Annotated in this window: 25 protein-coding genes and 1 pseudogene; 19 read left to right on the top strand and 7 right to left on the bottom strand. The window is 52.1% G+C overall.

Annotated elements, in window-relative coordinates; all coding sequences use genetic code 11:
• Positions 1–40: 40 nt before the first annotated feature.
• On the top strand, positions 41–1,126 hold the full coding sequence (locus EOS98_RS00185) for a cellulase family glycosylhydrolase (RefSeq protein ID WP_127821129.1): 1,086 nt from the start codon (positions 41–43) through the stop codon (positions 1,124–1,126).
• Here EOS98_RS00185 and emrD read toward each other — a convergent pair.
• The 4 genes and pseudogenes from emrD to EOS98_RS00205 form a co-directional block, all read right to left on the bottom strand.
• Positions 1,053–2,237 carry a multidrug efflux MFS transporter EmrD gene (gene emrD / locus EOS98_RS00190; protein ID WP_000828744.1) on the bottom strand — a complete coding sequence of 395 codons (1,185 nt, stop codon included), beginning with the start codon at positions 2,235–2,237 and terminating at the stop codon, positions 1,053–1,055. The genes EOS98_RS00185 and emrD overlap by 74 nt on opposite strands.
• Positions 2,238–2,439: 202 nt before the next feature.
• Positions 2,440–3,300, bottom strand: coding sequence for a DMT family transporter (locus tag EOS98_RS00195; RefSeq protein WP_001526328.1), 861 nt, complete (start codon positions 3,298–3,300; stop codon positions 2,440–2,442).
• A 92-nt stretch (positions 3,301–3,392) separates the two neighbouring features.
• Positions 3,393–3,482: a type I toxin-antitoxin system toxin TisB gene (gene tisB, locus EOS98_RS00200; protein ID WP_000117642.1), complete on the bottom strand. Its 90-nt coding sequence runs from the start codon at positions 3,480–3,482 to the stop codon at positions 3,393–3,395.
• Positions 3,479–3,593 (bottom strand): annotated as a pseudogene (locus EOS98_RS00205) (hypothetical protein). The gene tisB and the pseudogene EOS98_RS00205 overlap by 4 nt, the downstream one beginning before the upstream one ends.
• Before the next feature lie 522 nt (positions 3,594–4,115).
• Here EOS98_RS00205 and ivbL point away from each other — a divergent pair.
• From ivbL to ilvN, 3 genes are all read left to right on the top strand, one after another.
• On the top strand, positions 4,116–4,214 hold the full coding sequence (ivbL, locus tag EOS98_RS00210; RefSeq protein WP_001541152.1) for an ilvB operon leader peptide IvbL: 99 nt from the start codon (positions 4,116–4,118) through the stop codon (positions 4,212–4,214).
• A gap of 106 nt (positions 4,215–4,320) precedes the next feature.
• On the top strand, positions 4,321–6,009 hold the full coding sequence (gene ilvB / locus EOS98_RS00215; RefSeq protein ID WP_000168439.1) for an acetolactate synthase large subunit: 1,689 nt from the start codon (positions 4,321–4,323) through the stop codon (positions 6,007–6,009).
• A gap of 3 nt (positions 6,010–6,012) precedes the next feature.
• Positions 6,013–6,303, top strand: a complete 291-nt coding sequence (gene ilvN / locus EOS98_RS00220) for an acetolactate synthase small subunit (protein ID WP_001171826.1) — start codon at positions 6,013–6,015, stop codon at positions 6,301–6,303.
• Between the two features lies 1 nt (position 6,304).
• On the opposite strand, the gene EOS98_RS00225 is transcribed toward ilvN, so the two are convergent.
• A complete protein-coding gene (locus tag EOS98_RS00225; protein WP_000448641.1) occupies positions 6,305–7,090 on the bottom strand; it encodes a DeoR family transcriptional regulator in 786 nt (261 codons plus the stop codon).
• 313 nt (positions 7,091–7,403) lie between these two features.
• Between EOS98_RS00225 and rbsK the strand changes: the two genes are divergently transcribed.
• From rbsK to EOS98_RS00300, 15 genes are all read left to right on the top strand, one after another.
• Positions 7,404–8,324 carry a ribokinase gene (gene rbsK / locus EOS98_RS00230; protein ID WP_000350272.1) on the top strand — a complete coding sequence of 307 codons (921 nt, stop codon included), beginning with the start codon at positions 7,404–7,406 and terminating at the stop codon, positions 8,322–8,324.
• Between the two features lie 30 nt (positions 8,325–8,354).
• A complete protein-coding gene (gene fucP / locus EOS98_RS00235; RefSeq protein ID WP_000998359.1) occupies positions 8,355–9,671 on the top strand; it encodes an L-fucose:H+ symporter permease in 1,317 nt (438 codons plus the stop codon).
• An 11-nt stretch (positions 9,672–9,682) separates the two neighbouring features.
• The gene (locus EOS98_RS00240) at positions 9,683–10,696 is read left to right on the top strand and encodes an aldose 1-epimerase family protein (RefSeq protein ID WP_126523734.1); all 1,014 of its coding nucleotides are present in this window, start codon (positions 9,683–9,685) and stop codon (positions 10,694–10,696) included.
• A gap of 74 nt (positions 10,697–10,770) precedes the next feature.
• Complete coding sequence (gene uhpA / locus EOS98_RS00245) at positions 10,771–11,361, top strand: transcriptional regulator UhpA (protein WP_000633672.1); 591 nt, start codon at positions 10,771–10,773, stop codon at positions 11,359–11,361.
• Complete coding sequence (gene uhpB / locus EOS98_RS00250) at positions 11,361–12,863, top strand: signal transduction histidine-protein kinase/phosphatase UhpB (protein WP_001091258.1); 1,503 nt, start codon at positions 11,361–11,363, stop codon at positions 12,861–12,863. Before uhpA ends, uhpB begins: the two co-directional genes overlap by 1 nt.
• Before the next feature lie 9 nt (positions 12,864–12,872).
• Positions 12,873–14,201, top strand: coding sequence for an MFS transporter (locus EOS98_RS00255; protein WP_000948164.1), 1,329 nt, complete (start codon positions 12,873–12,875; stop codon positions 14,199–14,201).
• 142 nt (positions 14,202–14,343) lie between these two features.
• On the top strand, positions 14,344–15,735 hold the full coding sequence (uhpT, locus tag EOS98_RS00260; protein WP_000879181.1) for a hexose-6-phosphate:phosphate antiporter: 1,392 nt from the start codon (positions 14,344–14,346) through the stop codon (positions 15,733–15,735).
• 192 nt (positions 15,736–15,927) lie between these two features.
• Entirely contained in the window at positions 15,928–16,380 is a 453-nt protein-coding gene (locus EOS98_RS00265; protein ID WP_001519640.1) for a DUF1198 domain-containing protein, read from the top strand.
• Between the two features lie 352 nt (positions 16,381–16,732).
• The gene (locus EOS98_RS00270; protein WP_000854956.1) at positions 16,733–17,476 is read left to right on the top strand and encodes a GntR family transcriptional regulator; all 744 of its coding nucleotides are present in this window, start codon (positions 16,733–16,735) and stop codon (positions 17,474–17,476) included.
• 17 nt (positions 17,477–17,493) lie between these two features.
• The gene (locus EOS98_RS00275) at positions 17,494–17,967 is read left to right on the top strand and encodes a PTS sugar transporter subunit IIA (RefSeq protein ID WP_001152237.1); all 474 of its coding nucleotides are present in this window, start codon (positions 17,494–17,496) and stop codon (positions 17,965–17,967) included.
• The gene (locus EOS98_RS00280) at positions 17,964–18,251 is read left to right on the top strand and encodes a PTS sugar transporter subunit IIB (RefSeq protein ID WP_000041396.1); all 288 of its coding nucleotides are present in this window, start codon (positions 17,964–17,966) and stop codon (positions 18,249–18,251) included. The genes EOS98_RS00275 and EOS98_RS00280 overlap by 4 nt, the downstream gene beginning before the upstream one ends.
• 75 nt (positions 18,252–18,326) lie before the next feature.
• Positions 18,327–19,685 (top strand): PTS galactitol transporter subunit IIC, encoded by a 1,359-nt coding sequence (locus EOS98_RS00285; RefSeq protein WP_000997825.1) that lies wholly within the window; start codon positions 18,327–18,329, stop codon positions 19,683–19,685.
• The gene (locus tag EOS98_RS00290) at positions 19,678–21,162 is read left to right on the top strand and encodes an FGGY-family carbohydrate kinase (protein ID WP_080203806.1); all 1,485 of its coding nucleotides are present in this window, start codon (positions 19,678–19,680) and stop codon (positions 21,160–21,162) included. The genes EOS98_RS00285 and EOS98_RS00290 overlap by 8 nt, the downstream gene beginning before the upstream one ends.
• A gap of 62 nt (positions 21,163–21,224) precedes the next feature.
• A complete protein-coding gene (locus EOS98_RS00295; RefSeq protein WP_001131798.1) occupies positions 21,225–22,085 on the top strand; it encodes a class II aldolase in 861 nt (286 codons plus the stop codon).
• Between the two features lie 9 nt (positions 22,086–22,094).
• Entirely contained in the window at positions 22,095–22,364 is a 270-nt protein-coding gene (locus EOS98_RS00300) for an HPr family phosphocarrier protein (protein WP_000621108.1), read from the top strand.
• A gap of 90 nt (positions 22,365–22,454) precedes the next feature.
• On the opposite strand, the gene EOS98_RS00305 is transcribed toward EOS98_RS00300, so the two are convergent.
• Both EOS98_RS00305 and EOS98_RS00310 read right to left on the bottom strand, forming a co-directional pair.
• Positions 22,455–22,778, bottom strand: coding sequence for a helix-turn-helix domain-containing protein (locus EOS98_RS00305; RefSeq protein ID WP_023234027.1), 324 nt, complete (start codon positions 22,776–22,778; stop codon positions 22,455–22,457).
• Positions 22,762–23,121, bottom strand: coding sequence for a type II toxin-antitoxin system RelE/ParE family toxin (locus tag EOS98_RS00310; protein WP_001258724.1), 360 nt, complete (start codon positions 23,119–23,121; stop codon positions 22,762–22,764). The genes EOS98_RS00305 and EOS98_RS00310 overlap by 17 nt, the downstream gene beginning before the upstream one ends.
• Between the last annotated feature and the right edge of the window lie 215 nt (positions 23,122–23,336).

The following is a 23,336-nucleotide window of genomic DNA, read 5'->3' on the forward strand; positions in this document are numbered from 1 at the left end:
CACCTGCCGGGAGTGAATATGCTAAATACGTGCTATCACCGTGGTAAAAATTTTAGGGGGCGTCGTGTTTAAACCGCTTATTGCCTCTCTCATGCTGACCAGCGCGGTCGTCTATGCGAAACCGATGCCTTTGACGGCGGCGCGCTATGCGCAGCAGCTTGGCGTTGGGATGGATGTTGACTGGGCGCGAACGGAACGGGGTATCCGCGAGTTTGATCCGCTGGTCGTGCGGGATTTTAAGGCAAAAGGGTTAACGCATGTCCGTATTCGTGTGGCAGGCGCGCCGACGGAAGCGCGCCTCATCCATTTGCGTAAGCTGGTAGAAGCCTGCGAATACTATGGCGTCATACCCATTATTGCCTATCAGGCGGATGCGTATAAAACCGATCCCAGCGCCAGCCATGAAAAGGAGCTGATCAACTGGTGGAGCGTGGTCGCGCGCTATTTTGGTCAGACATCCCCGCTTCTGGGGTTCGATCTCATTTATGAGCCTGCCGACAAACTCAATCATAATATGGCGTCGCTGAATCGCGTATATGACAAAACCATCCGCCTGATTCACGCCATTGACCCACAGCGGATGATTTTCGTTGCCCCCCGCATGCGCGCCGCGCCGGAGGATTTGTCGGCGCTTAAACTGCCGGCGCAAAGCCAGAACTATGTACTGGCGGAGTGGCACATCTTCCCGTGGGGCCCCCTGAAAAGCGGCGGTAAATATCCGTGGACGTCAGGCACGACGGCGGAAAAAGCGGCGATTCGGGCACGGATTAACGCTGCGGTTCGCTGGCAGCATAAGACCGGCCATGCAAGCTGGGTGGGAGGATGGGCGCCGGGAGAGTCGATAAAAATGACGCCGGTCGCTTCACAGTTCGCGTTTGCCCGTTTTATGGCCTGCGAGCTGAAAAAAGCGCATATCCCGTATGCGATAAACGCGGATACTCAGTTTTATGACGGCGAAGAAGGAGCGTGGCGTCCGGCGCAGGAGCCCCTGCTCAATGCGATGATCGCGCCGGAATGTGAAACGCCCGGCAAAAAGCCGGGCGAGGGGAACGTTAAACCGTCTGTCCCTGATGCGATATCCGTGACGCCAGCGGCAGCCAGCACGCCAGGATCAGCAACCCCATAAGGGTCATCAACAGTCCCAGGCTGCCCTGACCGGTTTGCGGCAGCATTGCCGAAAGCCACGCCAGTACGCCGGAACCAATATTTTGCAGCCCGCCGACCAGCGCGCCAGCGGTGCCTGCGAGGAACGGAAACGGCTCCATCGCGCCGCTGGTGGCCAGTGGAAATAACATCCCGGCGCCGAAGAAAAACAGCGCAGCGGGGATGAGTAGCGTCCAGACGTTCATCACGCCAAACCAGCCGGGAATCCACATCATAAGGCCTGCCAGCAGACAGCAAATAACTGACTGCCACATCAGGGTTGAGAAGCGTTTATTCGGGCGTCCGGCAAACCAGGCGCCGAAGAACGCCGCCGGAATCGGCAGAATAAACAGAATGCTTACCACCATACTGCTGAGACCTAATACTGCCCCCATCAGCACGCCGGAACAGGCTTCAAAGACAGCAATGCCAGCCAGCCCGCCGATTAGCATCAGCAGGTAACAGTTAAATGCGCCGTTACCAAACAGCGTTTTATAGCTGGCGATCAGCCGTGTGCGCGGCGCGCCGGCGGGGCGGGTTTCCGGCATCCAGCGCGCCATGCTGAAGGTGACGCCAGCGCAAAGCACCAGCAGGAAAGCGTAACACGCGCGCCAGTTCCACAGGGTATCCAGCAGGCCGCCAATCAGCGGCGCTAACAGCGGGCTGACCAGAATCCCCATATTTAACAGGCTATTGGCATGACGAAGCTGCGTTCCTTCATACAGATCGCGCGGGAGCGTTCTCGCCATTACTCCGCCAACGCCGGTTCCCATCCCTTGCATGGCGCTGGCGGCAATCAACACCGTCAAACTATGCGTGGTCATGGCGATCAGAGTCGCTACCATAAAAATAGACATGCCGACGAGGATTACCGGGCGGCGCCCAACCCGGTCGGAAAGCGGGCCGTAAAACAGTTGCGAGACGCCGTAGGTCAGGAGGTAAGCAGCCATTACGCTCTGGACGGCGCCTTCCCGGACGTTTAGCGCTTGCGCCATATCGGCGATGGCGGGAATATAAATGGTTTGCGCCATCTGCCCTACGGCCACCAGTAACACCAACATCAACAACAAATTGACGTTTCTCTGCCTTTTCATTTCGCTGATTACTTTTCAAAAAAAGAAAAAATAAGAATAACTTGCTGCGCATTCCCATAAATGCGAGAGGAATCTATCACACCAGAAAAAGAAGGCCAGACAGCAACCAGCAATGGCAGACGAAGGAACGGCAGGATATGTAAACAAAAGCGGCAACAAATGTTGCCGAGAATGTGTTACGTCTGCGGCTGTCATTGGGCAATCATGACAGACGGAGTAAAATCGCCCCGAGGGCAATCCCGCCTGCCGCCACCAAACGTAGCCCGGCCACTTTCTCTTTAAGCAACAGCCAGGCTATCAGCGCGCCGAATAAAATCGACGTCTCACGCAGCGCGGCGACCACCGCCAGCGGCGCCTGGGTCATGGCCCATAGCGCCAGCCCATAAGATCCCATAGTGCCAATCCCGCCAAAAATGCCTTTTTTCCACTGTTGCGCCAGATAACGCGACGCTTCCCGCCGCCGCGCAATCATCGCCCAGGTTAACAGGCAGGCGCCGTTGAGAAAAAATGACCATAGCGTATAGCCCAGCGCCGTTTCGGAGAGTCTTACGCCGGTCCCGTCCACCAGCGTATATCCGGCAATAAAACAGGCGTTAGTTAATGCCAGCACGACACCACGTTGAGAACTGGCGCGGCCATTACAGGCCATCCCAAGTATCGCCATGCAGATCACTGCGATGCCGACCCAGGCCAGCGACGACAGGCTGTCGCCAAGAAACAGAACGCTAATGAGCGCCACCAGCAGCGGCGCGGTGCCGCGCATAAGAGGATAGGTCTGGCTCATGTCCGAGACCTGATAGGTTTTCGCCACCAGGACGGTATACACCACCTGGAGCGCGGTAGAGGCCGCTAAAAAAGGGATACTGGCGTGAGCTGGCTGCGGCGAGAAGGGCAAAAGGATCAATGCCATGACCGCCGCGGAACCGCTGACGCCGATCGCGGCGTAGAGCTTATCGTTTCCCGCTTTGACAATGGCGTTCCAGCTGGCATGTAGCAGCGCGGCGAACAGCAAAATGCAGAAAACGGAAAGGGTCATAGCGTCAGGCGTCGTTGAGGGTGTCATAAAAACGTAACATACCCGGGAAGCGAAAGACCAGCGGATAAGGTGAAAGGGGAGCGGTTGCCCGCTCCCCTTCGGTGCGGCTTGAATCTGAATTACTTAAGGTATTTCAGAACAGCATCAAGCAGTTGCAGTGCTGCAACAATGAGTTTCAGGATAAGAATGGTGATATCCACTACGCTCATACGCGTCTCCTGTGGTTAAGGAGCACTGCCAGCCGACGTACCTTTCCGCTGCCTGTTGCCAGCTGTTGCGCACGCGATCCCTTTTGCGAGGAATAGTGTGCGTGTTGACATAACACAGTGTGCTCACGAGGGGGTTAAGGCGCTGACGGCACCACCCGTTTCAGCCAGGACTTCGTTGCGCCGGTTTACGATGCGGCCCCCGCATAACACATTGTGTCAAAGACATTATAGTTAAGTACTGTATAAATGAACAGTAATTTATAGACAGAACGGAGCTTCTGATCCATACTCAAATTCATCAAAATTCGCGCCGAAATTGCGCGTTCTGCACAGAACGCGTATACTTCTGCTGTTGACATAACACAGTGTGCTTCGCGGCTACCATCCGCATTACGCTGTAAGAACCTCGCTTCGGCGAGGTTTTTTGTTTTCCGGCATTGTGAAACGCGTAATCATCAATCCCGGCGATTACCGGAGGGCGCTACGCTTATTACGCCTATACTCAAAGCGTGTAAATTCGTAGAAAAATGTGATCGCTGACGCATTTTTGTGCAGATGAAAATTTTTCCGTTGTCATGCTGAAAGCGCTGTGCTTGTATAAAACGTGTTAATAACAAACAGACAAGGCCCCTAATGAACCCTTCCATGCTGAACGCGACCCTACTAACAACTGCGCCATCTCGCGCAGTGGTCGTCGTGCGTGTGGTGGTGGTCGTCGGCAATGCGCCGTAGGGTCCGGAACACACACGATTCCAAAACCCCGCCGGCGCAAACCGGGCGGGGTTTTTTGTTTAAGATACCTTCCCGGAACGTCGGCTCAGAATAAAAGGAATGGAGCATGGCAAGTTCGGGCACAACATCTACACCTCAGCGCTTTACGGGCGCGGAATTTATTGTTCATTTTCTGGAGCGCCAGGGGATTCGTATCGTCACCGGCATTCCCGGCGGTTCGATCCTCCCCGTTTACGACGCGTTAAGCCAAAGTACGCAAATCCGTCATATTCTGGCGCGCCATGAACAAGGCGCGGGGTTTATTGCGCAGGGGATGGCGCGGACGGAGGGTAAACCTGCTGTTTGTATGGCCTGTAGCGGGCCGGGCGCGACCAATCTGGTCACGGCCATTGCCGATGCGCGCCTGGATTCTATTCCGTTAATCTGTATTACCGGGCAGGTTCCGGCGTCCATGATCGGTACTGACGCGTTTCAGGAAGTGGATACCTACGGTATCTCTATCCCCATCACCAAGCACAACTATCTGGTCAGAAATATCAACGAGCTGCCTCAGGTGATGAGCGATGCTTTTCGTCTGGCGCAGTCGGGGCGTCCTGGCCCGGTGTGGATAGACGTTCCTAAAGATGTGCAGACGGCGACAATTGAGCTGGATGCGTTGCCGTCGCCGGCGGAAAAATCACCCCCGCCGGAGTTTAGCGCGGAGAGTATCCGCGAGGCCGCCGCAATGATTAACGCGGCGAAGCGTCCGGTGCTGTATCTGGGCGGCGGCGTGATCAATGCGCCGACACGCGTGCGCGAACTGGCGGAAAAAGCGCAACTGCCGACGACAATGACCTTAATGGCGCTGGGAATGCTGCCTAAGGCGCATCCGCTGTCGTTAGGAATGCTGGGGATGCACGGCGCGCGCAGTACCAATTTTATTCTGCAAGAGGCCGATTTACTGATTGTCCTGGGCGCGCGTTTTGATGACCGGGCGATTGGCAAAACGGAGCAGTTTTGTCCGAACGCCAAAATCATCCATGTGGATATCGATCGCGCCGAGTTAGGCAAAATTAAGCAGCCGCATGTGGCTATTCAGGCGGATGTCGATGATGTACTGGCACAGTTAATTCCCCATATCGAGGCACAGCCGCGGGAAGCATGGCATCAGTTGGTGGCGGACTTGCAGCAAGAATTCCCTTGCAGTATTCCCCAGGAAAATAACCCGCTTAGTCACTATGGGCTGATTAATGCGGTCGCCGCCTGTGTGGACGACAACGCGATTATTACCACTGACGTAGGTCAGCATCAGATGTGGACCGCGCAGGCTTATCCGCTCAACCGTCCGCGTCAGTGGCTGACTTCCGGCGGGCTGGGCACCATGGGGTTTGGTCTGCCCGCGGCGATTGGCGCGGCGCTGGCGAATCCGGGCAACAAGGTGCTGTGTTTTTCCGGCGACGGTAGTTTGATGATGAATATTCAGGAGATGGCTACCGCCAGTGAAAACCAGTTGGATGTGAAAATTATCCTGATGAATAACGACGCGCTGGGACTAGTACATCAGCAACAGAGTCTGTTCTATAAACAGGGCGTTTTTGCGGCAACCTATCCGGGGAGCATCAACTTTATGCAGATTGCCGCCGGGTTTGGTCTGGATACCTGTGATTTGAATAACGAAGCCGATCCGCAGGCGGCGTTGCAGGCTATCATTCGTCGTCCTGGACCGGCGTTGATCCATGTGCGCATTGATGCAGAAGAAAAAGTGTATCCGATGGTGCCGCCGGGCGCGGCAAATACAGAGATGGTGGGGGAATAAGCCATGCAGAAACAATCACATGATAACGTTATTCTGGAGCTGACCGTTCGCAACCATCCTGGCGTGATGACCCACGTCTGTGGGCTGTTCGCCCGACGCGCTTTCAACGTTGAGGGTATTCTCTGTTTACCGATTCAGGGCAGCGATCAGAGCCGCATCTGGCTTCTGGTCAATGACGATCAGCGGCTTGAACAGATGATCAGTCAGATCGATAAACTGGAAGACGTGGCGAAGGTGGTACGAAACCAGTCCGATCCCACCATGTTCAATAAAATTGCCGTCTTTTTTGAGTAAGTTATTCACTTTCCGAATCAGGCGTGATGACTTTGACGGAACCATTCCGACAGTGAGCGGCATAATCTGTCGGTAATGGGCGATCGCTAATCAGGACATCAAAGGCAGAAAGCGGACCAATGCTGGCAGGCGCGACCTCATCAAACAGGGCGTGACGCGCCAGCAAAATTTTGCGCAGACCGCGCTCCATCGCTTTACGTTTGGCGGCAAGATCATCCGGGTTAAACCAGCTCACGCCAAAATGTTCATGTACGCCGCTGGCGGAAATAAACACTTTGCGCGGATTGAGCGAATCCAGCGCCGAAGGATTATTGGCATCATAAAAGGCATCGCTCTTGGCCCGATAGGTGCCGCCGCACAAAATCGCCGTGGCATTAGGCTTTTCATTCAGCGCGATAAATACCCGATGCGAGTAGCAAATCCCGGTAAAGGTAATATCATCCGGTATCATGCTGATAACTAATGGCATTTCCGGACCGTTATCAAAAAAAACCAGATCGTTTTCACGCACCAGGCCAGCGGCCAGGATCGCAACGGGAAGGTCGTCCCGATGATGCGTCTTTTTCGCCGGCAGCGGCATATTGGTTGAAGACGTAGGCTTATTTACCATGACGATATAGCCGCCGAGCAGCGTCAGCGGTAAAGGGTCATCATCCTGGCTGAGATCGCGGCGAATGGTCATCACCGAAACTTCCAGCATCCGCGCGGCGTCTTTCAGATGGATTCGATCGGTCTTTTTCAGTAACTCCATCAAGCGTCGGATACGTTCTTTTTGCTTGGTCTCCATTCACCCTCTCCGCAAATCATGTTGTTATGTTCCATCAGTAACATTTATGTGTTTCTGAGAACATTACAGTGTGGCACTACTATACGTCTGGCTGTCAGGAAATAAAAGTGGGTTTATTCGCGTTTTATAACAATAAATAGTTAATTTTCAGTAAATTGTAACCCTAAAAATGATTTGTTCCGCCAGGGATTGTTCACGCAGTAAATGGCAAAATGATCCTCTAATCGCGATCATAGTCACAAATGATACGGAAGTAACATGATAATGTTATTTTAATATCATTGTCGTGTGACGATTTCTGAGAGGGAGTAAAATGGATATCGCGGTTATTGGCTCTAACATGGTGGACCTTATCACCTACACCAACCAGATGCCTAAAGAAGGGGAAACTCTGGAAGCGCCGGCGTTTAAAATCGGCTGCGGCGGAAAAGGGGCGAACCAGGCCGTGGCGGCCGCTAAGCTCAATTCAAAAGTATTGATGTTGACCAAAGTGGGCGACGATATTTTTGCCGACAACACCATTCGTAATCTCGAATCCTGGGGGATCAATACGACGTATGTAGAAAAAGTACCGTGTACCAGCAGCGGCGTAGCGCCGATTTTCGTCAACGCCAACTCCAGCAACAGCATTCTGATCATCAAAGGCGCCAACAAGTTTCTCTCGCCGGAAGATATCGATCGCGCGGCGGAAGATTTAAAAAAATGCCAGCTTATTGTTCTGCAACTGGAAGTTCAGCTTGAAACGGTTTATCACGCAATAGAATTTGGCAAGAAACATGGGATTGAAGTGTTATTAAACCCTGCGCCAGCATTACGGGAATTAGATATGTCTTATGCCTGTAAATGCGATTTCTTTGTACCCAATGAAACCGAGCTGGAAATATTAACCGGTATGCCAGTGGATACCTATGACCATATTCGCGCAGCGGCACGTTCGCTGGTAGATAAAGGGCTGAACAATATTATCGTCACCATGGGTGAGAAAGGCGCGCTGTGGATGACGCGTGACCAGGAAGTCCATGTCCCGGCGTTTAGAGTGAACGCTGTCGATACCAGCGGCGCGGGCGATGCCTTTATCGGCTGTTTCGCGCATTACTACGTCCAGAGCGGGGATGTGGAAGCCGCCATGAAAAAAGCCGTCCTTTTTGCCGCTTTCAGCGTCACCGGGAAAGGCACCCAATCCTCTTATCCAAGCATTGAGCAATTTAATGAGTATCTTTCGTTGAACGAATAACAATCACCCTGCACTGTTAAAGGTAGCACTATGAACGATAAAAACATCGTTCAGATGCCCGACGGGTATCTGAATAAGACACCTCTGTTCCAGTTTATTTTGTTATCCTGTTTATTCCCATTATGGGGATGCGCAGCCGCGTTAAATGATATTCTGATTACGCAATTTAAAAGTGTATTTTCGCTGAGCAACTTTGCTTCGGCATTAGTACAAAGCGCCTTTTATGGCGGTTATTTTTTAATTGCTATTCCGGCCTCGCTGGTCATTAAAAAAACCAGTTATAAAGTGGCGATACTTATCGGCCTGACGCTATACATTGTCGGCTGTACGCTCTTTTTCCCGGCGTCGCACATGGCGACCTACACCATGTTCCTCGCGGCGATTTTCGCCATTGCGATTGGCCTGAGTTTCCTGGAAACGGCGGCGAATACCTACAGTTCGATGATCGGGCCGAAAGCCTACGCCACGCTGCGGCTGAATATCAGCCAGACCTTTTATCCGATCGGCGCGGCGGCAGGCATTTTATTGGGTAAATATCTGGTCTTTTCCGAAGGGGAAAGCCTGGAAAAACAGATGGCGGGCATGAATGCCGAGCAAGTCCACAACTTCAAGGTGCTGATGCTGGAAAACACTCTGGAACCCTATAAGTACATGATTATGGTTCTGGTAGTGGTGATGGTACTGTTCCTGCTGACGCGTTTCCCGACCTGTAAAGTCGCGCAAACCGCGAGTCATAAACGCCCCTCGGCGCTGGATACGTTACGCTATCTCGCCAGCAACGCCCGTTTCCGTCGCGGTATTGTGGCGCAGTTCCTGTATGTGGGAATGCAGGTGGCGGTCTGGTCGTTCACTATCCGTCTGGCGCTGGAGTTAGGCGATATCAATGAGCGCGATGCCTCAACCTTTATGGTCTACAGCTTCGCCTGCTTTTTTATCGGCAAGTTTATCGCCAACATTCTGATGACACGCTTTAACCCGGAAAAAGTCCTGATCCTTTACTCTGTGATCGGCGCGCTGTTCCTGGCCTATGTGGCGCTGGCGCCCAGCTTTAGCGCGGTATACGTGGCGGTGCTGGTCAGTGTTCTGTTTGGCCCCTGCTGGGCGACCATTTATGCCGGAACGCTCGATACCGTCGATAACGAACATACCGAAATGGCGGGGGCGGTCATCGTGATGGCGATTGTCGGCGCGGCGGTGGTTCCTGCGATTCAGGGTTATGTGGCGGACATGTTCCACTCGCTACAGCTCTCATTCCTGGTTTCCATGCTGTGCTTTGTTTACGTTGGCGTTTACTTCTGGCGCGAAAGCAAAGTGCGCGGCAACCTGGCTGAAGTCGCCGCGTCCTGAGGAGATCAACCATGACAACACGTATTACATTATGGCGGGAGCTTTTTAGCGAGCAGCCGCGTATCTTGCTGGAAAATGATGATTTTACGGTTACGGCGTTTCGTTACGCCAGCGGCGTGGAAGGACTGAAAATACAAAACAGCCGCGGTCATCTGGTGATTCTGCCCTGGATGGGGCAGATGATTTGGGACGCGCAGTTTGACGGTCATGATCTGACTATGCGCAACATGTTCCGCCAGCCGAAGTCGGCTGCGGAAGTGGTGGCAACGTATGGTTGCTTTGCTTTCCATTCCGGACTATTGGCGAATGGCTGCCCGTCGCCGGAAGATACACATTCGCTGCACGGCGAGATGCCCTGCGCTGCCATGGACGACGCCTGGCTGGAGTTAGAGGGCGACAGTCTGCGCGTGACCGGGCGCTACGAGTATGTGATGGGGTTCGGTCATCATTATCAGGCGCAACCTGCGGTGGTAATGCGTAAAGCAAGCGCGCTGTTTGATATTCAGATGACAGTGACTAACCTGGCTTCAGTCGCCATGCCGCTACAGTACATGTGCCACATGAACTATGCCTATGTGCCGAACGCCACGTTCCGTCAGAATATCCCGGATACCGCGCTGAAGCTACGCGAGTCGGTGCCGGCGCATGTCAAACCCACGGCGCAGTGGCTGGCGTTTAATCAACGACTTTTGCAGGGTGAAGCCTCGCTGGCAACGCTCAACGAGCCTGGCTTTTACGACCCGGAAATCGTGTTCTTCGCCGATGAACTGGACAGGTACACGGATACCCCGGAATTCAGTATGATCGCCCCGGATGGCACTACGTTCGTGACACGTTTCGCCAGCGCGGAGCTGAATTACGTGACCCGCTGGATTCTTTATAACGGCGATCAGCAGGTTGCCGCCTTTGCCCTGCCCGCGACCTGTCGGCCTGAAGGTTTTCTCGCGGCGCAGCGAAATGGAACCTTGCTTCAACTGGAACCGCAGCAAACCCGGACGTTCACCGTCACGACAGGCATTGTCTGACCGCTCAAGGCTTGAACAGCCGCGCGCTTATCGTTAAGGTAAGCGCGTTTTTTTTATCCATCAGGACAGAACCCATGATCACCGTTGCCCTTATCGACGACCACCTTATCGTCCGCTCCGGCTTTGCACAGCTACTGGGGCTGGAACCTGATTTGCAGGTGGTCGCTGAGTTTGGTTCCGGGCGCGAAGCGTTGGCAGGTTTACCGGGGCGCGGCGTACAGGTGTGTATCTGTGATATCTCGATGCCGGATATTTCCGGACTGGAGCTGCTAAGCCAACTGCCAAAAGGGATGGCGACGATCATGCTCTCGGTTCACGATAGCCCGGCGCTGGTGGAACAGGCGTTGAACGCCGGCGCGCGCGGTTTCCTCTCTAAACGCTGTAGTCCGGATGAACTGATCGCCGCGGTGCATACGGTGGCGACGGGCGGCTGCTATTTGACCCCCGATATTGCCGTGAAACTGGCGGCGGGTCGGCAAGATCCGCTAACCAAACGCGAGCGTCAGGTGGCGGAAAAACTCGCCCAAGGTATGGCGGTAAAAGAGATTGCCGCCGAGCTGGGGCTGTCGCCAAAAACGGTGCATGTCCATCGCGCGAATCTGCTGGAAAAATTAGGCGTCAGCAATGACGTTGAACTGGCGCATCGCATGTTTGACGGTTGGTAATGAACACCTTTTTTTCCCGTTTAATCACCGTTGTTGCCTGTTTTTTTATTTTCTCCGCCGCGTGGTTCTGCCTGTGGAGTATCAGCCTGCATCTGGTCGAGCGCCCGGAGCTGGCGGCGCTGCTCTTTCCCTTCGGCCTGCGCCTGGGACTTATGCTGCAATGCCCGCGCGGCTACTGGCCAGTATTGCTGGGCGCGGAGTGGCTGCTGGTGTACTGGTTAGCGCAGGAAGTTGCGCTGGCCCATCTGCCGCTTTTGATGATCGGTGGTGTGTTGACGCTACTGCCCGTGGCGCTGACTTCGCGTTACCGCCATCAGCGCGACTGGCGCACGTTATTGCTTCAGGGCGCGGCCCTCACCGCCGCGGCGCTACTGCAATCCCTGCCCTGGCTGGGGCAGGGGGAAGCGGCATGGAACGCGCTACTGCTGACCCTCACGGGTGGTCTGACGCTGGCCCCCATCTGCCTGGTTTTCTGGCACTATCTCACCAGCACTACCTGGCTGCCGCTGGGACCATCGCTGGTATCGCAGCCGGTAAACTGGCGCGGGCGGCATCTGATCTGGTATCTGCTGCTGTTTATCGTCAGTCTGTGGCTGCAACTGGGTTTACCTGCTGAACTTTCGCGCTTCACGCCGTTCTGCCTGGCGTTGCCGATTATCGCGCTCGCCTGGCATTATGGCTGGCAGGGCGCGCTCATTGCCACACTGATGAATGCTATCGCGCTGATCGCCAGCCAGACCTGGCACGATCATCCCGTCGATTTATTACTTTCGCTGTTGGCGCAAAGCCTGACCGGGCTACTGCTTGGCGCGGGCATTCAGCGTCTGCGCGAGCTGAACCAGTCGTTGCAAAAGGAGCTGGCGCGCAACCATCGGCTGGCGGAGCGTCTTCTGGAGACCGAAGAGAGCGTGCGGCGCGATGTTGCGCGTGAGCTGCACGATGACATCGGGCAGACCATCACCGCGATTCGAACCCAGGCGGGCATTGTGCAACGACTGGCGGCGGATAACGGCGGCGTGAAGCAGAGCGGGCAACTTATCGAGCAGCTTTCGCTGGGCGTGTATGACGCGGTGCGTCGCCTGCTGGGGCGCTTGCGCCCGCGCCAGCTAGACGACTTAACGCTGGCGCAGGCCATCCGTTCGCTGCTGCGCGAAATGGAGCTGGAAAGCCGCGGTATTGTCAGTCACCTCGACTGGCGAATTGACGAAACGGCGTTGAGTGAAAGTCAGCGCGTGACGCTGTTTCGCGTCTGTCAGGAAGGGCTGAATAACATCGTAAAACATGCCAATGCCAGCGCGGTGACGCTCCAGGGCTGGCAGCAGGATGAGCGGCTGATGCTGGTGATTGAGGATGACGGCAGCGGCCTGCCGCCGGGCTCTCAGCAGCAGGGCTTCGGCCTGACCGGAATGCGCGAACGCGTGTCGGCGCTCGGCGGGACGCTAACCATCTCTTGTACCCACGGTACGCGGGTGAGCGTCTCGTTGCCCCAGCGTTACGTTTAAGGAAGGATAATGCTTTCGTTTTTAAAAGCCCCGGCCAACGCGCCGCTCATCACCGATAAGCATGAGGTTGACGCTCGCTATCGCTACTGGCGGCGGCATATCCTGATCACCATTTGGTTGGGTTACGCGCTGTTCTATTTCACCCGTAAAAGCTTTAACGCCGCCGCGCCGGAAATCCTTGCTAGCGGCATTCTGTCCCGCAGCGATATCGGCCTGCTGGCGACGCTGTTTTATATCACCTACGGGGTGTCGAAATTTGTCTCCGGCATCGTTAGCGATCGCTCTAACGCTCGCTATTTTATGGGCATCGGGCTGATTGCGACCGGCGTAGTGAATATTCTGTTCGGCTTCTCGACCTCGCTGTGGGCCTTTGCTCTGCTATGGGCGCTGAACGCCTTTTTCCAGGGGTTTGGATCGCCGGTTTGCGCCCGTTTGCTGACCGCCTGGTACTCGCGTACCGAGCGCGGCGGCTGGTGGGCGTTATGGAACACCGCGCACAATGTCGGCGGGGCGCTGATCCCTCTCGTTATGGCCGCTGTCGCCCTGCATTATGGCTGGCGCGTCGGAATGATGGTGGCCGGGTTGCTTGCCATCGGGGTGGGCATGGTCCTCTGCTGGCGGCTGCGCGACCGTCCGCAGGCGATTGGTTTACCGCCGGTAGGCGACTGGCGGCACGATGCGCTGGAGGTCGCCCAACAGCAAGAGGGCGCGGGGCTAAGTCGCAAAGAAATCCTCGCTAAATATGTGCTGTTGAATCCCTATATCTGGCTGCTTTCGTTGTGTTATGTCTTAGTGTACGTGGTGCGCGCGGCGATCAACGACTGGGGCAACCTGTATATGTCCGAGACGCTGGGCGTGGATTTGGTCACGGCCAACACGGCAGTATCGATGTTTGAGCTGGGGGGATTTATCGGCGCGCTGGTGGCGGGCTGGGGCTCGGACAAACTCTTCAACGGTAACCGCGGACCGATGAATTTAATCTTCGCTGCCGGGATTTTGCTCTCTGTGGGTTCGCTGTGGCTGATGCCGTTCGCCAGCTACGTCATGCAGGCGGCCTGTTTCTTCACCACCGGTTTCTTTGTCTTCGGCCCGCAGATGCTCATTGGCATGGCGGCGGCGGAGTGCTCGCATAAAGAGGCGGCGGGCGCGGCCACCGGCTTTGTCGGCCTGTTCGCCTATCTCGGCGCGTCGCTTTCCGGCTGGCCGTTAGCGAAAGTGCTGGAGATCTGGCACTGGACCGGTTTTTTTGCGGTCATCGCCATCGCGGCGGGGATCTCTGCGCTATTGCTGCTGCCATTTCTGAACGCTCAGGCCCCGCGCGAGACCAGCGAAGCGTGATGCACCTCACCTTTTTGCGCTGAATGGGGCAAAACTAAGAAATTTTCCCGGTTTTGCCTGGACGCTGTCGCAGGCCACTTTTCCTGTGGATTTTTACAATGCCTGCCATTCGCAGGTATAAAAATTAGCTCAGGAGTAATCCATGCTGGCCTTCTTAAACCAGGTGCGCAAGCCGACCCTGGATCTGCCGCTCGATGTGCGGCGTAAAATGTGGTTCAAGCCGTTCATGCAGTCCTATCTGGTGGTTTTTATCGGCTACCTGACCATGTACCTGATCCGCAAAAACTTTAACATCGCGCAGAACGACATGATCTCTACCTACGGGTTGAGCATGACCGAGCTGGGGATGATTGGCCTGGGCTTCTCGATCACCTATGGCGTGGGGAAAACGCTGGTTTCCTACTACGCTGACGGTAAAAATACCAAGCAGTTTCTACCGTTTATGTTGATCCTCTCCGCTATCTGTATGCTCGGCTTCAGCGCCAGCATGGGCGCGGGGTCAACCAGTCTGTTTCTGATGATCGCTTTCTATGCCCTGAGCGGTTTCTTCCAGAGTACCGGCGGATCGTGCAGCTACTCGACCATCACCAAATGGACTCCGCGTCGTAAACGCGGCACCTTTCTCGGCTTCTGGAATATCTCCCACAACCTCGGCGGCGCGGGCGCGGCAGGCGTGGCGCTGTTCGGCGCCAACTACCTGTTCGACGGTCACGTCATCGGCATGTTTATCTTCCCGTCGATTATCGCGCTGATTGTTGGCTTTATCGGTCTGCGTTTTGGCAGCGACTCCCCGGAATCTTACGGTCTGGGCAAAGCTGAAGAACTGTTCGGCGAAGAGATCAGCGAAGAGGACAAAGAGACTGAAGAAAACGAAATGACCAAGTGGCAGATCTTTGTTGAATATGTGTTGAAAAACAAAGTGATCTGGCTGCTGTGTTTCTCCAATATCTTCCTGTATGTGGTACGTATTGGTATCGACCAGTGGTCAACCGTCTACGCCTTCCAGGAGCTGAAACTTTCTAAAGAGGTGGCGATTCAGGGCTTTACCTTGTTTGAAGTGGGCGCGCTGGTCGGCACGTTGCTGTGGGGCTGGCTCTCTGACCTGGCGAACGGTCGTCGCGCGCTGGTAGCCTGTGTGGCGCTGGCGTTGATCATCGCCACCCTCGGCGTCTACCAGCACGCCAGCAACCAGTATGTCTATCTGGCCTCGCTGTTCGCGCTCGGTTTCCTGGTGTTTGGGCCGCAGCTATTAATTGGCGTGGCGGCAGTCGGTTTCGTACCGAAAAAAGCCATCGGCGCTGCGGACGGTATCAAGGGAACCTTCGCTTATCTTATCGGCGATAGCTTTGCCAAGCTGGGTCTGGGCATGATTGCCGACGGCACCCCCGTTTTTGGTCTGACCGGCTGGGCGGGCACCTTCGCCGCGCTGGACGCCGCCGCGATCGGCTGTATCTGCCTGATGGCGATGGTCGCCGTGATGGAAGAGCGCAAGATCCGCCGTGAGAAAAAAATTCAGCAAGTCAATATCGCTTAAATGTGTGCATTTGGTAACGTTTTGCCCGGCTTAACGCCGGGCTTTTTTATGCCTTGCGTTCGTCAGACAGGACATCCGGCGTCTGGCGTAAATGAAGACAGGCGTTAATAAATCACATCCTGACAGGCCAGAACGTCGACAGTTATAAATTTACCGTTATGATGGGCATCCTGTTTGGTGACGGATGTGCGCATGATTTGGTTGATTCTGGCCACGTTTGTGGTGGTGTTTATTGTGGGGTTTCGGGTGCTGACATCGGATACCCGCCGGGCGATTCGCCGCCTGAGCGAACGTCTGAATATTGATGTAGTGCCGATAGAATCGATGATTGATCAGATGGGTAAAACGGCGGGCGGTGAATTTTTACAGTATCTGCATCGCCCTGATGAGTCGCATTTGCAAAATGCCGCTCAGGTGTTACTGATCTGGCAAATGGTGATTGTCGATGGCGGCGATCAGAATTTGCAGCGGTGGCATCGGTTGCTGCAAAAAGCGCGTTTAGCCGCGCCGATCACCGATACACAGGTACGGCTGGCGCTGGGCTTTTTGCGCGAAATGGAACCCGATATGCAGGAGATCAACGCGTTTCAACTGCGCTATAACGCCTTTTTTCAGCCGGAAGAGGGTGTCCACTGGCTGCATTGATACTCTTCACTATCTCGTTAACAAAAGACGAGATGAATGAGGCTGGCAAGGGCGGAGAGCCACGATTAACGGCCAGATGGCTCGATTCATCGTTAGCCAAATAAAGCGTAGCCGCCATCGTATTTGCTAAGGGTGAACCACAGAAGTAACGCACCGAATAACCGCTAACGACGCCAAAACGTCAGAGACTTGTAGCTCATCATTTCCGTGACATATATCACGGAAATGTGATCTTGTTTTGAACACTAAAACTGTGACTCCTTGCCATACCTCCTGTCTCAAAATTTCTTATCATAAACTCGAAGTTGTACATGATTGTCTATAGACAACTCTAAATGTTTAGGCGCGCACCATGAAAACATTGAGTAAAAGTTCACACATCCCACTGTATCAACAGGTTGTGGAGTGGATAAGGGAAAGTATTTATAGCGGAGAATTGGTTGAGGATGACCGGATACCTTCAGAGTTTCAAATCATGGATATGTTGGAGGTGAGTCGCGGTACCGTTAAAAAAGCGGTTGACCAACTTGTCCGGGAAGGTGTTCTTGTGCAAGTGCAGGGTAAAGGAACTTTCGTAAAGAAGGAAAATGTTGCTTACCCACTGGGTGAAGGTTTGCTCTCCTTTGCTGAAGCCTTAGCCAGCCAGAAGATAAACTTCACAACCAGCGTCATAACCTCCCGACTGGAACCCGCTAACCGCTTTGTAGCAGAGAAACTGAGTATCAAACCGGGACAAGATGTTTTATTTCTTAAACGCCTTCGTTGTATTGGCGATGAAAAAGTCATGTTGATTGAAAATCGTATCAACATTGATCTCTGCCCCGGTATTATTGATGTAGATTTTACCAGGGAGAATTTATTTTCAGCAATAGAAAGATTATCTGATAAGAAAATAAGTTTTTCTGAAAGCCGTTACGCAGCTAAATTAATTGGTAATGAGCGAGGCCATTATCTTGATATTGGTGAAGACGCACCTGTTTTGCATTTGGAACAGTTGGTATTTTTCTCTAGAGGATTGGCCATTGATTTTGGTAACGTCTGGTTAAAAGGTAATAAATATTATCTTGGCACTATTTTACAGCGCCTGGATGCCTAACTAGCAAAGAGGAATCTATGCAGGATATTCATTTTCGCCGTCATTATGTTCGCCACCTCCCTAAAGAGGTGAGTCAGAATGACATAATCAAGGCTCTTGCCAGTCCGTTAATTAACGATGGTATGGTTGTATCTGATTTTGCCGATCACGTCATTACGCGAGAACAGAATTTTCCAACGGGTCTACCGGTTGAGCCTGTAGGTGTCGCTATTCCACATACTGATCACAGGTATGTTCGCCAAAACGCCATTAGCGTTGGAATACTGGCAGAACCCGTCAATTTCGAAGATATGGGCGGGGAACCAGATCCCGTACCTGTCAGGGTGGTGTTTATGCTTGCTTTAGGTGAAAGCAATAAGCAGCTCAACGTACTGGGTTGGATTATGGATGTGATCCAGGATGAGGATTTTATGCAGCAGTTACTGGTCATGAATGATGATGAAATTTATCAGTCAATTTACACACGCATATCTGAAAGAGGTGAAGTATGAGTAAAATGATACTATTTGTTTGCGCAACGGGTGTTGCTACTTCCACGGCTGTGGCAGAAAAAGTAATGGAATATTGTAAAGACAATGGGCTTGATGTTAATTATTCACAAACTAATGTAGCCTCATTGCCAAACAATACCGATGGTGCAGCTTTGGTTGTATCAACAACGAAAGTTCCTTATGAACTGGATATTCCGGTTGTTAGTGGCCTGCCAATCATTACCGGAGTAGGTGAAGATAAAGTTCTTGAAAAAATAGTTTCAATCCTTAAAGGCCAAGCCTGATTTCATAAATAAAAAACAGATAAATTATCCAGGCGCTAACGCGAGGTCTGGTCACATCTGAATAAGAGGTCGGATATGAATGATATAGCACATACTCTCTATACCGTTGTGCAATATGTCCTAGGGTTTGGCCCAACGGTTTTATTGCCGCTGGTCCTTTTTTTCCTGGCATTGTTCTTCAAAGTAAAACCCGCTAAAGCACTTCGCTCATCGTTAATTGTCGGAATAGGGTTTGTCGGAATTTATGCCATCTTTGACATACTTACCAGCAACGTAGGCCCGGCTGCACAGGCAATGGTTGAGCGAACTGGTATTAGCCTTCCTGTTGTCGATTTAGGCTGGCCACCATTGGCCGCAATTACCTGGGGCTCACCAATCGCACCCTTTGTCATTCCGCTGACGATGCTGATTAATGTCGCCATGCTGGCCCTGAATAAGACACGTACTGTTGATGTCGACATGTGGAACTACTGGCACTTTGCCCTGGCTGGAACGCTGGTTTACTACAGCACAGGGAGTTTTGTTTTGGGTCTGTCCGCAGCCGCTATTGCCGCGATCGTGGTTCTCAAACTGGCGGACTGGTCAGCGCCATTAGTGGCAAAGTACTTCGGTCTGGAAGGTATTTCACTTCCGACCCTGTCATCTGTCGTCTTCTTTCCAATTGGATTGCTGTTCGACAAAATTATCGACAAGATCCCTGGTGTTAACCGTATTCATATTGATCCGGAAAACGTTCAGAAAAAAATGGGAATCTTCGGCGAGCCTATGATGGTGGGTACTATTCTGGGGGTCTTGTTGGGCATCATTGCCGGGTATGACTTTAAACATATCCTGTTGCTGGGGATCAGCATTGGCGGTGTCATGTTCATTCTTCCGCGTATGGTACGAATTTTGATGGAAGGTTTATTACCTCTGTCTGAAGCCATTAAGAAATATTTGAATGCCAAATATCCTGGCCGTGATGATCTCTTTATCGGACTGGATATCGCGGTAGCAGTAGGTAACCCAGCCATTATATCTACAGCACTGATTCTGACACCCATCTCTGTCTTTATTGCATTCCTTCTTCCTGGCAATAAAGTCCTGCCACTCGGAGACCTTGCGAACCTGGCAGTCATGGCTTCCATGATTGTACTGGCATGTCGTGGCAATATTTTCCGGGCTGTGATAACCGCAATTCCTGTTATTGTCGCCGACTTGTGGATTGCGACCAAAATTGCGCCATTTATTACCGGTATGGCTAAGGATGTCAATTTCAAAATGGCTGAGGGGTCAAGTGGTCAGGTATCAAGCTTCCTTGATGGCGGTAACCCCTTCCGTTTCTGGCTGCTTGAAATATTCAACGGAAATATTATTGCTATCGGGCTGATTCCTGTGCTTGCGCTGGTTATTTATGGTGTTTTTCGCCTGACAAAAGGAACGGTTTATGCCTGATTACCACGCAGCGCTTGTCATTGACATTGGCACAACTAACTGCAAAGTCAGCTGTTATTCCTGTCATGACGTGTCAGTTCTGGAAGTCCGCAAGTTTCCGACGCCAACAATATCGTCGGACAAAGGCGAGGTAGATTTCGATATCGAAGCGCTGTGGCAGGCACTGCGACTGGTAATGGCTGAACTGGTGGCTTCAGTACCGTTTCCGGTAAAAAATATCAGTATTGCGAGTTTCGGTGAGTCTGGCGTCTTTGTGGATAAGGAGGGCGTCATTCTTACCCCGATGCTGGCCTGGTATGATCGACGTGGTGAATCTTATCTCTCGTCATTAAGCAAGGCAGAGGCTGAAGAACTGTATTCTATAACGGGATTGCCACCTCACAGTAATTACTCAGCATTTAAAATGAGATGGTTGCTTGATAACTACTCCTTGCATGAAAGAAAAGATATCTGCTGGTTACATGCTCCAGAAGTGTTGTTGTGGCGAATGACAGGTGCGAAAAAGACGGAAATATCCCTGGCCAGTAGAACGTTGTGTCTGGACATTGCTCGCCGTACCTGGTCTCGTAATGCTGCCGGGATTCTCGGCATACCGTTCGGTGTACTGGCTCCGTTGATAAAGCCAGGTGAAGTGGCCGGATGGATGACGGCAACGCTCAGGCAGGAGTTGGGATTACCACATGAGGTAAAAGTTACCCTGGCCGGACACGATCATATGGTCGGTGCCCGCGCATTACAGATGCAACCGGGCGATGTGCTGAATTCTACCGGCACGACAGAGGGTATTTTACTGCTGAATACACAGCCAACGCTTGATGTGCAGGCTCGCAGGGATAAGCTGGCAAATGGTTGTTACTCCGATGGTGAATTTTTCACGCTTTTCGCTTCTCTGCCTGTCGGCGGTTATGCGCTTGAATGGGTGAAAAAAACCTTTCGTTTAACTGATAAGGAAATAAGCACAGGCCTGGAAAAAGCCATGGAGCAATACCTCAAACCTTCCTGGTCTGTCGAGCATGTGCCGGTATTTATTCCTCATTTGCGGGGCTCGGGTTCGCCAAATAAAAATCGGCACACTCGTGGCCTGCTTTTTGGTCTGACGGATTCACTTCCTCCGGAGTCTCTGCTTGAGAGTGTCTTTATCGGCCTGGCGATGGAGTTTGCACACTGTCACGGGTGCTTTAATATCCCGGCGGGCAGGACAGTAAAGGTCATTGGCCCTGCGGTGAAAAACCCATACTGGCTCCAGTTGAAGGCTGACATCCTCCAGTGTCCAATTGAGGCCATTGCTTTTGATGAAACCGTCTCCCTTGGAGCATTGTTGATAGCCTGTCCGAATGTTGTCCCCCCGACTGTTCCTGTAGCTGAGCGATATTTTCCTGACGCGGTTCGTTCTGCAAAGTTGAAAATATATCAGCAGCAATGGCTGTCATTTTACCAATTTAAACTGCGGCAAGAAGGGGCGCTTATTGGTGAATAACTGTGATAACTCAATAGTTCGATAATTTACTTACACTGCTCACATAAATATCTGGAGTTAATATGCCTTTAGTCAATGGTAGGATCCTGCTCAATTGTATTCAGGAAAAACATGTCCTTGCGGGGGCATTTAATACAACGAACCTGGAGACAACAATTTCCATTCTTAATGCAATAGAACGTTCCGGATTGCCCAATTTTATTCAAATTGCTCCTACTAATGCACAGCTTTCAGGTTACGATTACATTTATGAAATAGTTAAGCGACATGCCGATAAAATGGATATTCCTGTCAGCCTGCATCTGGATCATGGGAAAACTCTGGAAGATGTTAAGCAGGCTGTCCGGGCCGGATTTACCTCAGTAATGATTGATGGCGCGGCGCTACCGTTCGAAGAAAATATTGCATTTACCCGAGAAGCTGTCGATTTCTGTAAATCATTTGGTGTTCCCGTCGAAGCGGAATTAGGCGCTATTCTGGGTAAGGAAGATGATCATGTCAGCGAGGCTGACTGCAAAACTGAACCTGAGAAGGTTCAGCGCTTTGTTGAGGAGACAGGGTGCGACATGCTGGCAGTGTCAATTGGTAATGTACATGGTCTTGAAGATATCCCACGCATTGATATCCCGCTATTACAACGCATCGCGTCTGTCAGTCCGGTACCTTTGGTTATTCATGGAGGTTCTGGTATTGACGCGGATATTCTTCGCAGCTTTGTTAATTACAAAGTAGCCAAAGTGAATATTGCGAGTGATTTGCGCAAAGCCTTTATTACTACTGTCGGTAAGGCTTGGGTAAATAATAACAACGAGGCTAATCTGGCACGCGTCATGGCGAACGCAAAACAGGCAGTTGAGGATGATGTTTATTCTAAAATTAAGATGATGAATAAAAATCACTCAGCATTCCGCAAAGTCTCTTAAGGAAAATATATGATTAGACAAACAGTACGCGTTATGAACTGTACGGGGCTTCATGCGCGGCCAGCCGCGACACTTGCGAAAATTGTCAAAAAATACCAGTCTTCATTAACGCTAGTTAATAATGACAAAGAAATTCCCATTAAAGGAATGATGAGTATTTTGGGGGCTGGCGTAAAGGGAAACACAATGATTGATTTAATTTGTGATGGACAGGATGAACTGGCTTTTATGGATGAATTAAAATCTGCATTTGCTGATGGCTTTGGTGAGTCAGTATAGTGCAATTCCCATCAAACGGCGCAGGAAGTTGTAGAGGCTTCCTGCACTCATTATCGTATGAATCGCCTTAACAGACCATCGGTAAAACCCTCATACCAGCACCTTTAGCCCGTGTTTTTGGACAACATTAAGTAGTTTCAGTGACATCCCGCTGGGACGCTTGGCGCCGCTTTCCCACTTTTGAACCGTTGATACGCTGGTATTCAGGTACCGAGCGAAAACCGACTGGCTAACGTTGAGTTCTTCTCGTAACGCTTTTATTTCAAGTGGCTGCAGGTCTTTGATGCTGCTTAAGCAGGCCGTGTCAAAACTACGCATTGTCTCCTGGGGAATGGCTTCCACGCTAAATAATCCAGATGCCGCGCTATGAATCGCTTCAAAGGCAGGGCTTTTGAATTTAGTTTTTGCTGACATGGCGCACCTCTACCAGTTCTTTGTTATTAATGAGTGCCGTTATCTGATCTTCGGTCAGGCAAGCATAGTGTTTTGCTAACTCACGGAAACCCGCGAGTTCGCGATAGCTAATGTTGGCCATATCCTGTTTGGCATACAGGAAGGTGTAAAACCAATGTTCGCCTCCCTTTGCCAACACGATTGCGCGATCGCGGTTTTGATTGAGACGTTTTTTATAAACTCCGCCGCCGAGATTATCTGCTTTTCCTTGCAGTACGGCGTTGATGGCCTCGCTTAACTCGTCATCTTTTATCGTGTGGGGCTTCGCTTCTCTGTTAAACCACCTGGTTTTGAAGGTTCGCATCAGATTGACATCCTGTAATCTAAAGTATAGCACCAGGTGATACACTATGTCTTACCTTTTGGTTTTGCACGCAGCGAGAGAAGATAATTCTCAACGCTCGACCAGCCTCGCAAAATGCAGCGCAACAATGTCAGTTGCTAAAATGTTAATCAGATCACATTTTGTAATGTTACACTGCGTGGATTTTCCGCACTAAAACGACGCAGGTAACCACA

Origin of the sequence: Salmonella sp. SSDFZ69, from assembly GCF_004010755.1 — a bacterium.
Taxonomy (GTDB): Bacteria; Pseudomonadota; Gammaproteobacteria; order Enterobacterales; family Enterobacteriaceae; genus Salmonella; species Salmonella enterica.

Coding starts and splice junctions, on each gene's coding strand:
- emrD (WP_000828744.1), bottom strand. CDS start 2,237: ATGAAAAGGCAGAGAAACGTCAATTTGTTGTTGATGTTGGTGTTACTG.
- EOS98_RS00195 (WP_001526328.1), bottom strand. CDS start 3,300: ATGACACCCTCAACGACGCCTGACGCTATGACCCTTTCCGTTTTCTGC.
- tisB (WP_000117642.1), bottom strand. CDS start 3,482: ATGAGCGTAGTGGATATCACCATTCTTATCCTGAAACTCATTGTTGCA.
- ivbL (WP_001541152.1), top strand. CDS start 4,116: ATGAACCCTTCCATGCTGAACGCGACCCTACTAACAACTGCGCCATCT.
- ilvB (WP_000168439.1), top strand. CDS start 4,321: ATGGCAAGTTCGGGCACAACATCTACACCTCAGCGCTTTACGGGCGCG.
- ilvN (WP_001171826.1), top strand. CDS start 6,013: ATGCAGAAACAATCACATGATAACGTTATTCTGGAGCTGACCGTTCGC.
- EOS98_RS00225 (WP_000448641.1), bottom strand. CDS start 7,090: ATGGAGACCAAGCAAAAAGAACGTATCCGACGCTTGATGGAGTTACTG.
- rbsK (WP_000350272.1), top strand. CDS start 7,404: ATGGATATCGCGGTTATTGGCTCTAACATGGTGGACCTTATCACCTAC.
- fucP (WP_000998359.1), top strand. CDS start 8,355: ATGAACGATAAAAACATCGTTCAGATGCCCGACGGGTATCTGAATAAG.
- EOS98_RS00240 (WP_126523734.1), top strand. CDS start 9,683: ATGACAACACGTATTACATTATGGCGGGAGCTTTTTAGCGAGCAGCCG.
- uhpA (WP_000633672.1), top strand. CDS start 10,771: ATGATCACCGTTGCCCTTATCGACGACCACCTTATCGTCCGCTCCGGC.
- uhpB (WP_001091258.1), top strand. CDS start 11,361: ATGAACACCTTTTTTTCCCGTTTAATCACCGTTGTTGCCTGTTTTTTT.
- EOS98_RS00255 (WP_000948164.1), top strand. CDS start 12,873: ATGCTTTCGTTTTTAAAAGCCCCGGCCAACGCGCCGCTCATCACCGAT.
- uhpT (WP_000879181.1), top strand. CDS start 14,344: ATGCTGGCCTTCTTAAACCAGGTGCGCAAGCCGACCCTGGATCTGCCG.
- EOS98_RS00265 (WP_001519640.1), top strand. CDS start 15,928: ATGATTTGGTTGATTCTGGCCACGTTTGTGGTGGTGTTTATTGTGGGG.
- EOS98_RS00270 (WP_000854956.1), top strand. CDS start 16,733: ATGAAAACATTGAGTAAAAGTTCACACATCCCACTGTATCAACAGGTT.
- EOS98_RS00275 (WP_001152237.1), top strand. CDS start 17,494: ATGCAGGATATTCATTTTCGCCGTCATTATGTTCGCCACCTCCCTAAA.
- EOS98_RS00280 (WP_000041396.1), top strand. CDS start 17,964: ATGAGTAAAATGATACTATTTGTTTGCGCAACGGGTGTTGCTACTTCC.
- EOS98_RS00285 (WP_000997825.1), top strand. CDS start 18,327: ATGAATGATATAGCACATACTCTCTATACCGTTGTGCAATATGTCCTA.
- EOS98_RS00290 (WP_080203806.1), top strand. CDS start 19,678: ATGCCTGATTACCACGCAGCGCTTGTCATTGACATTGGCACAACTAAC.
- EOS98_RS00295 (WP_001131798.1), top strand. CDS start 21,225: ATGCCTTTAGTCAATGGTAGGATCCTGCTCAATTGTATTCAGGAAAAA.
- EOS98_RS00300 (WP_000621108.1), top strand. CDS start 22,095: ATGATTAGACAAACAGTACGCGTTATGAACTGTACGGGGCTTCATGCG.
- EOS98_RS00305 (WP_023234027.1), bottom strand. CDS start 22,778: ATGTCAGCAAAAACTAAATTCAAAAGCCCTGCCTTTGAAGCGATTCAT.
- EOS98_RS00310 (WP_001258724.1), bottom strand. CDS start 23,121: ATGCGAACCTTCAAAACCAGGTGGTTTAACAGAGAAGCGAAGCCCCAC.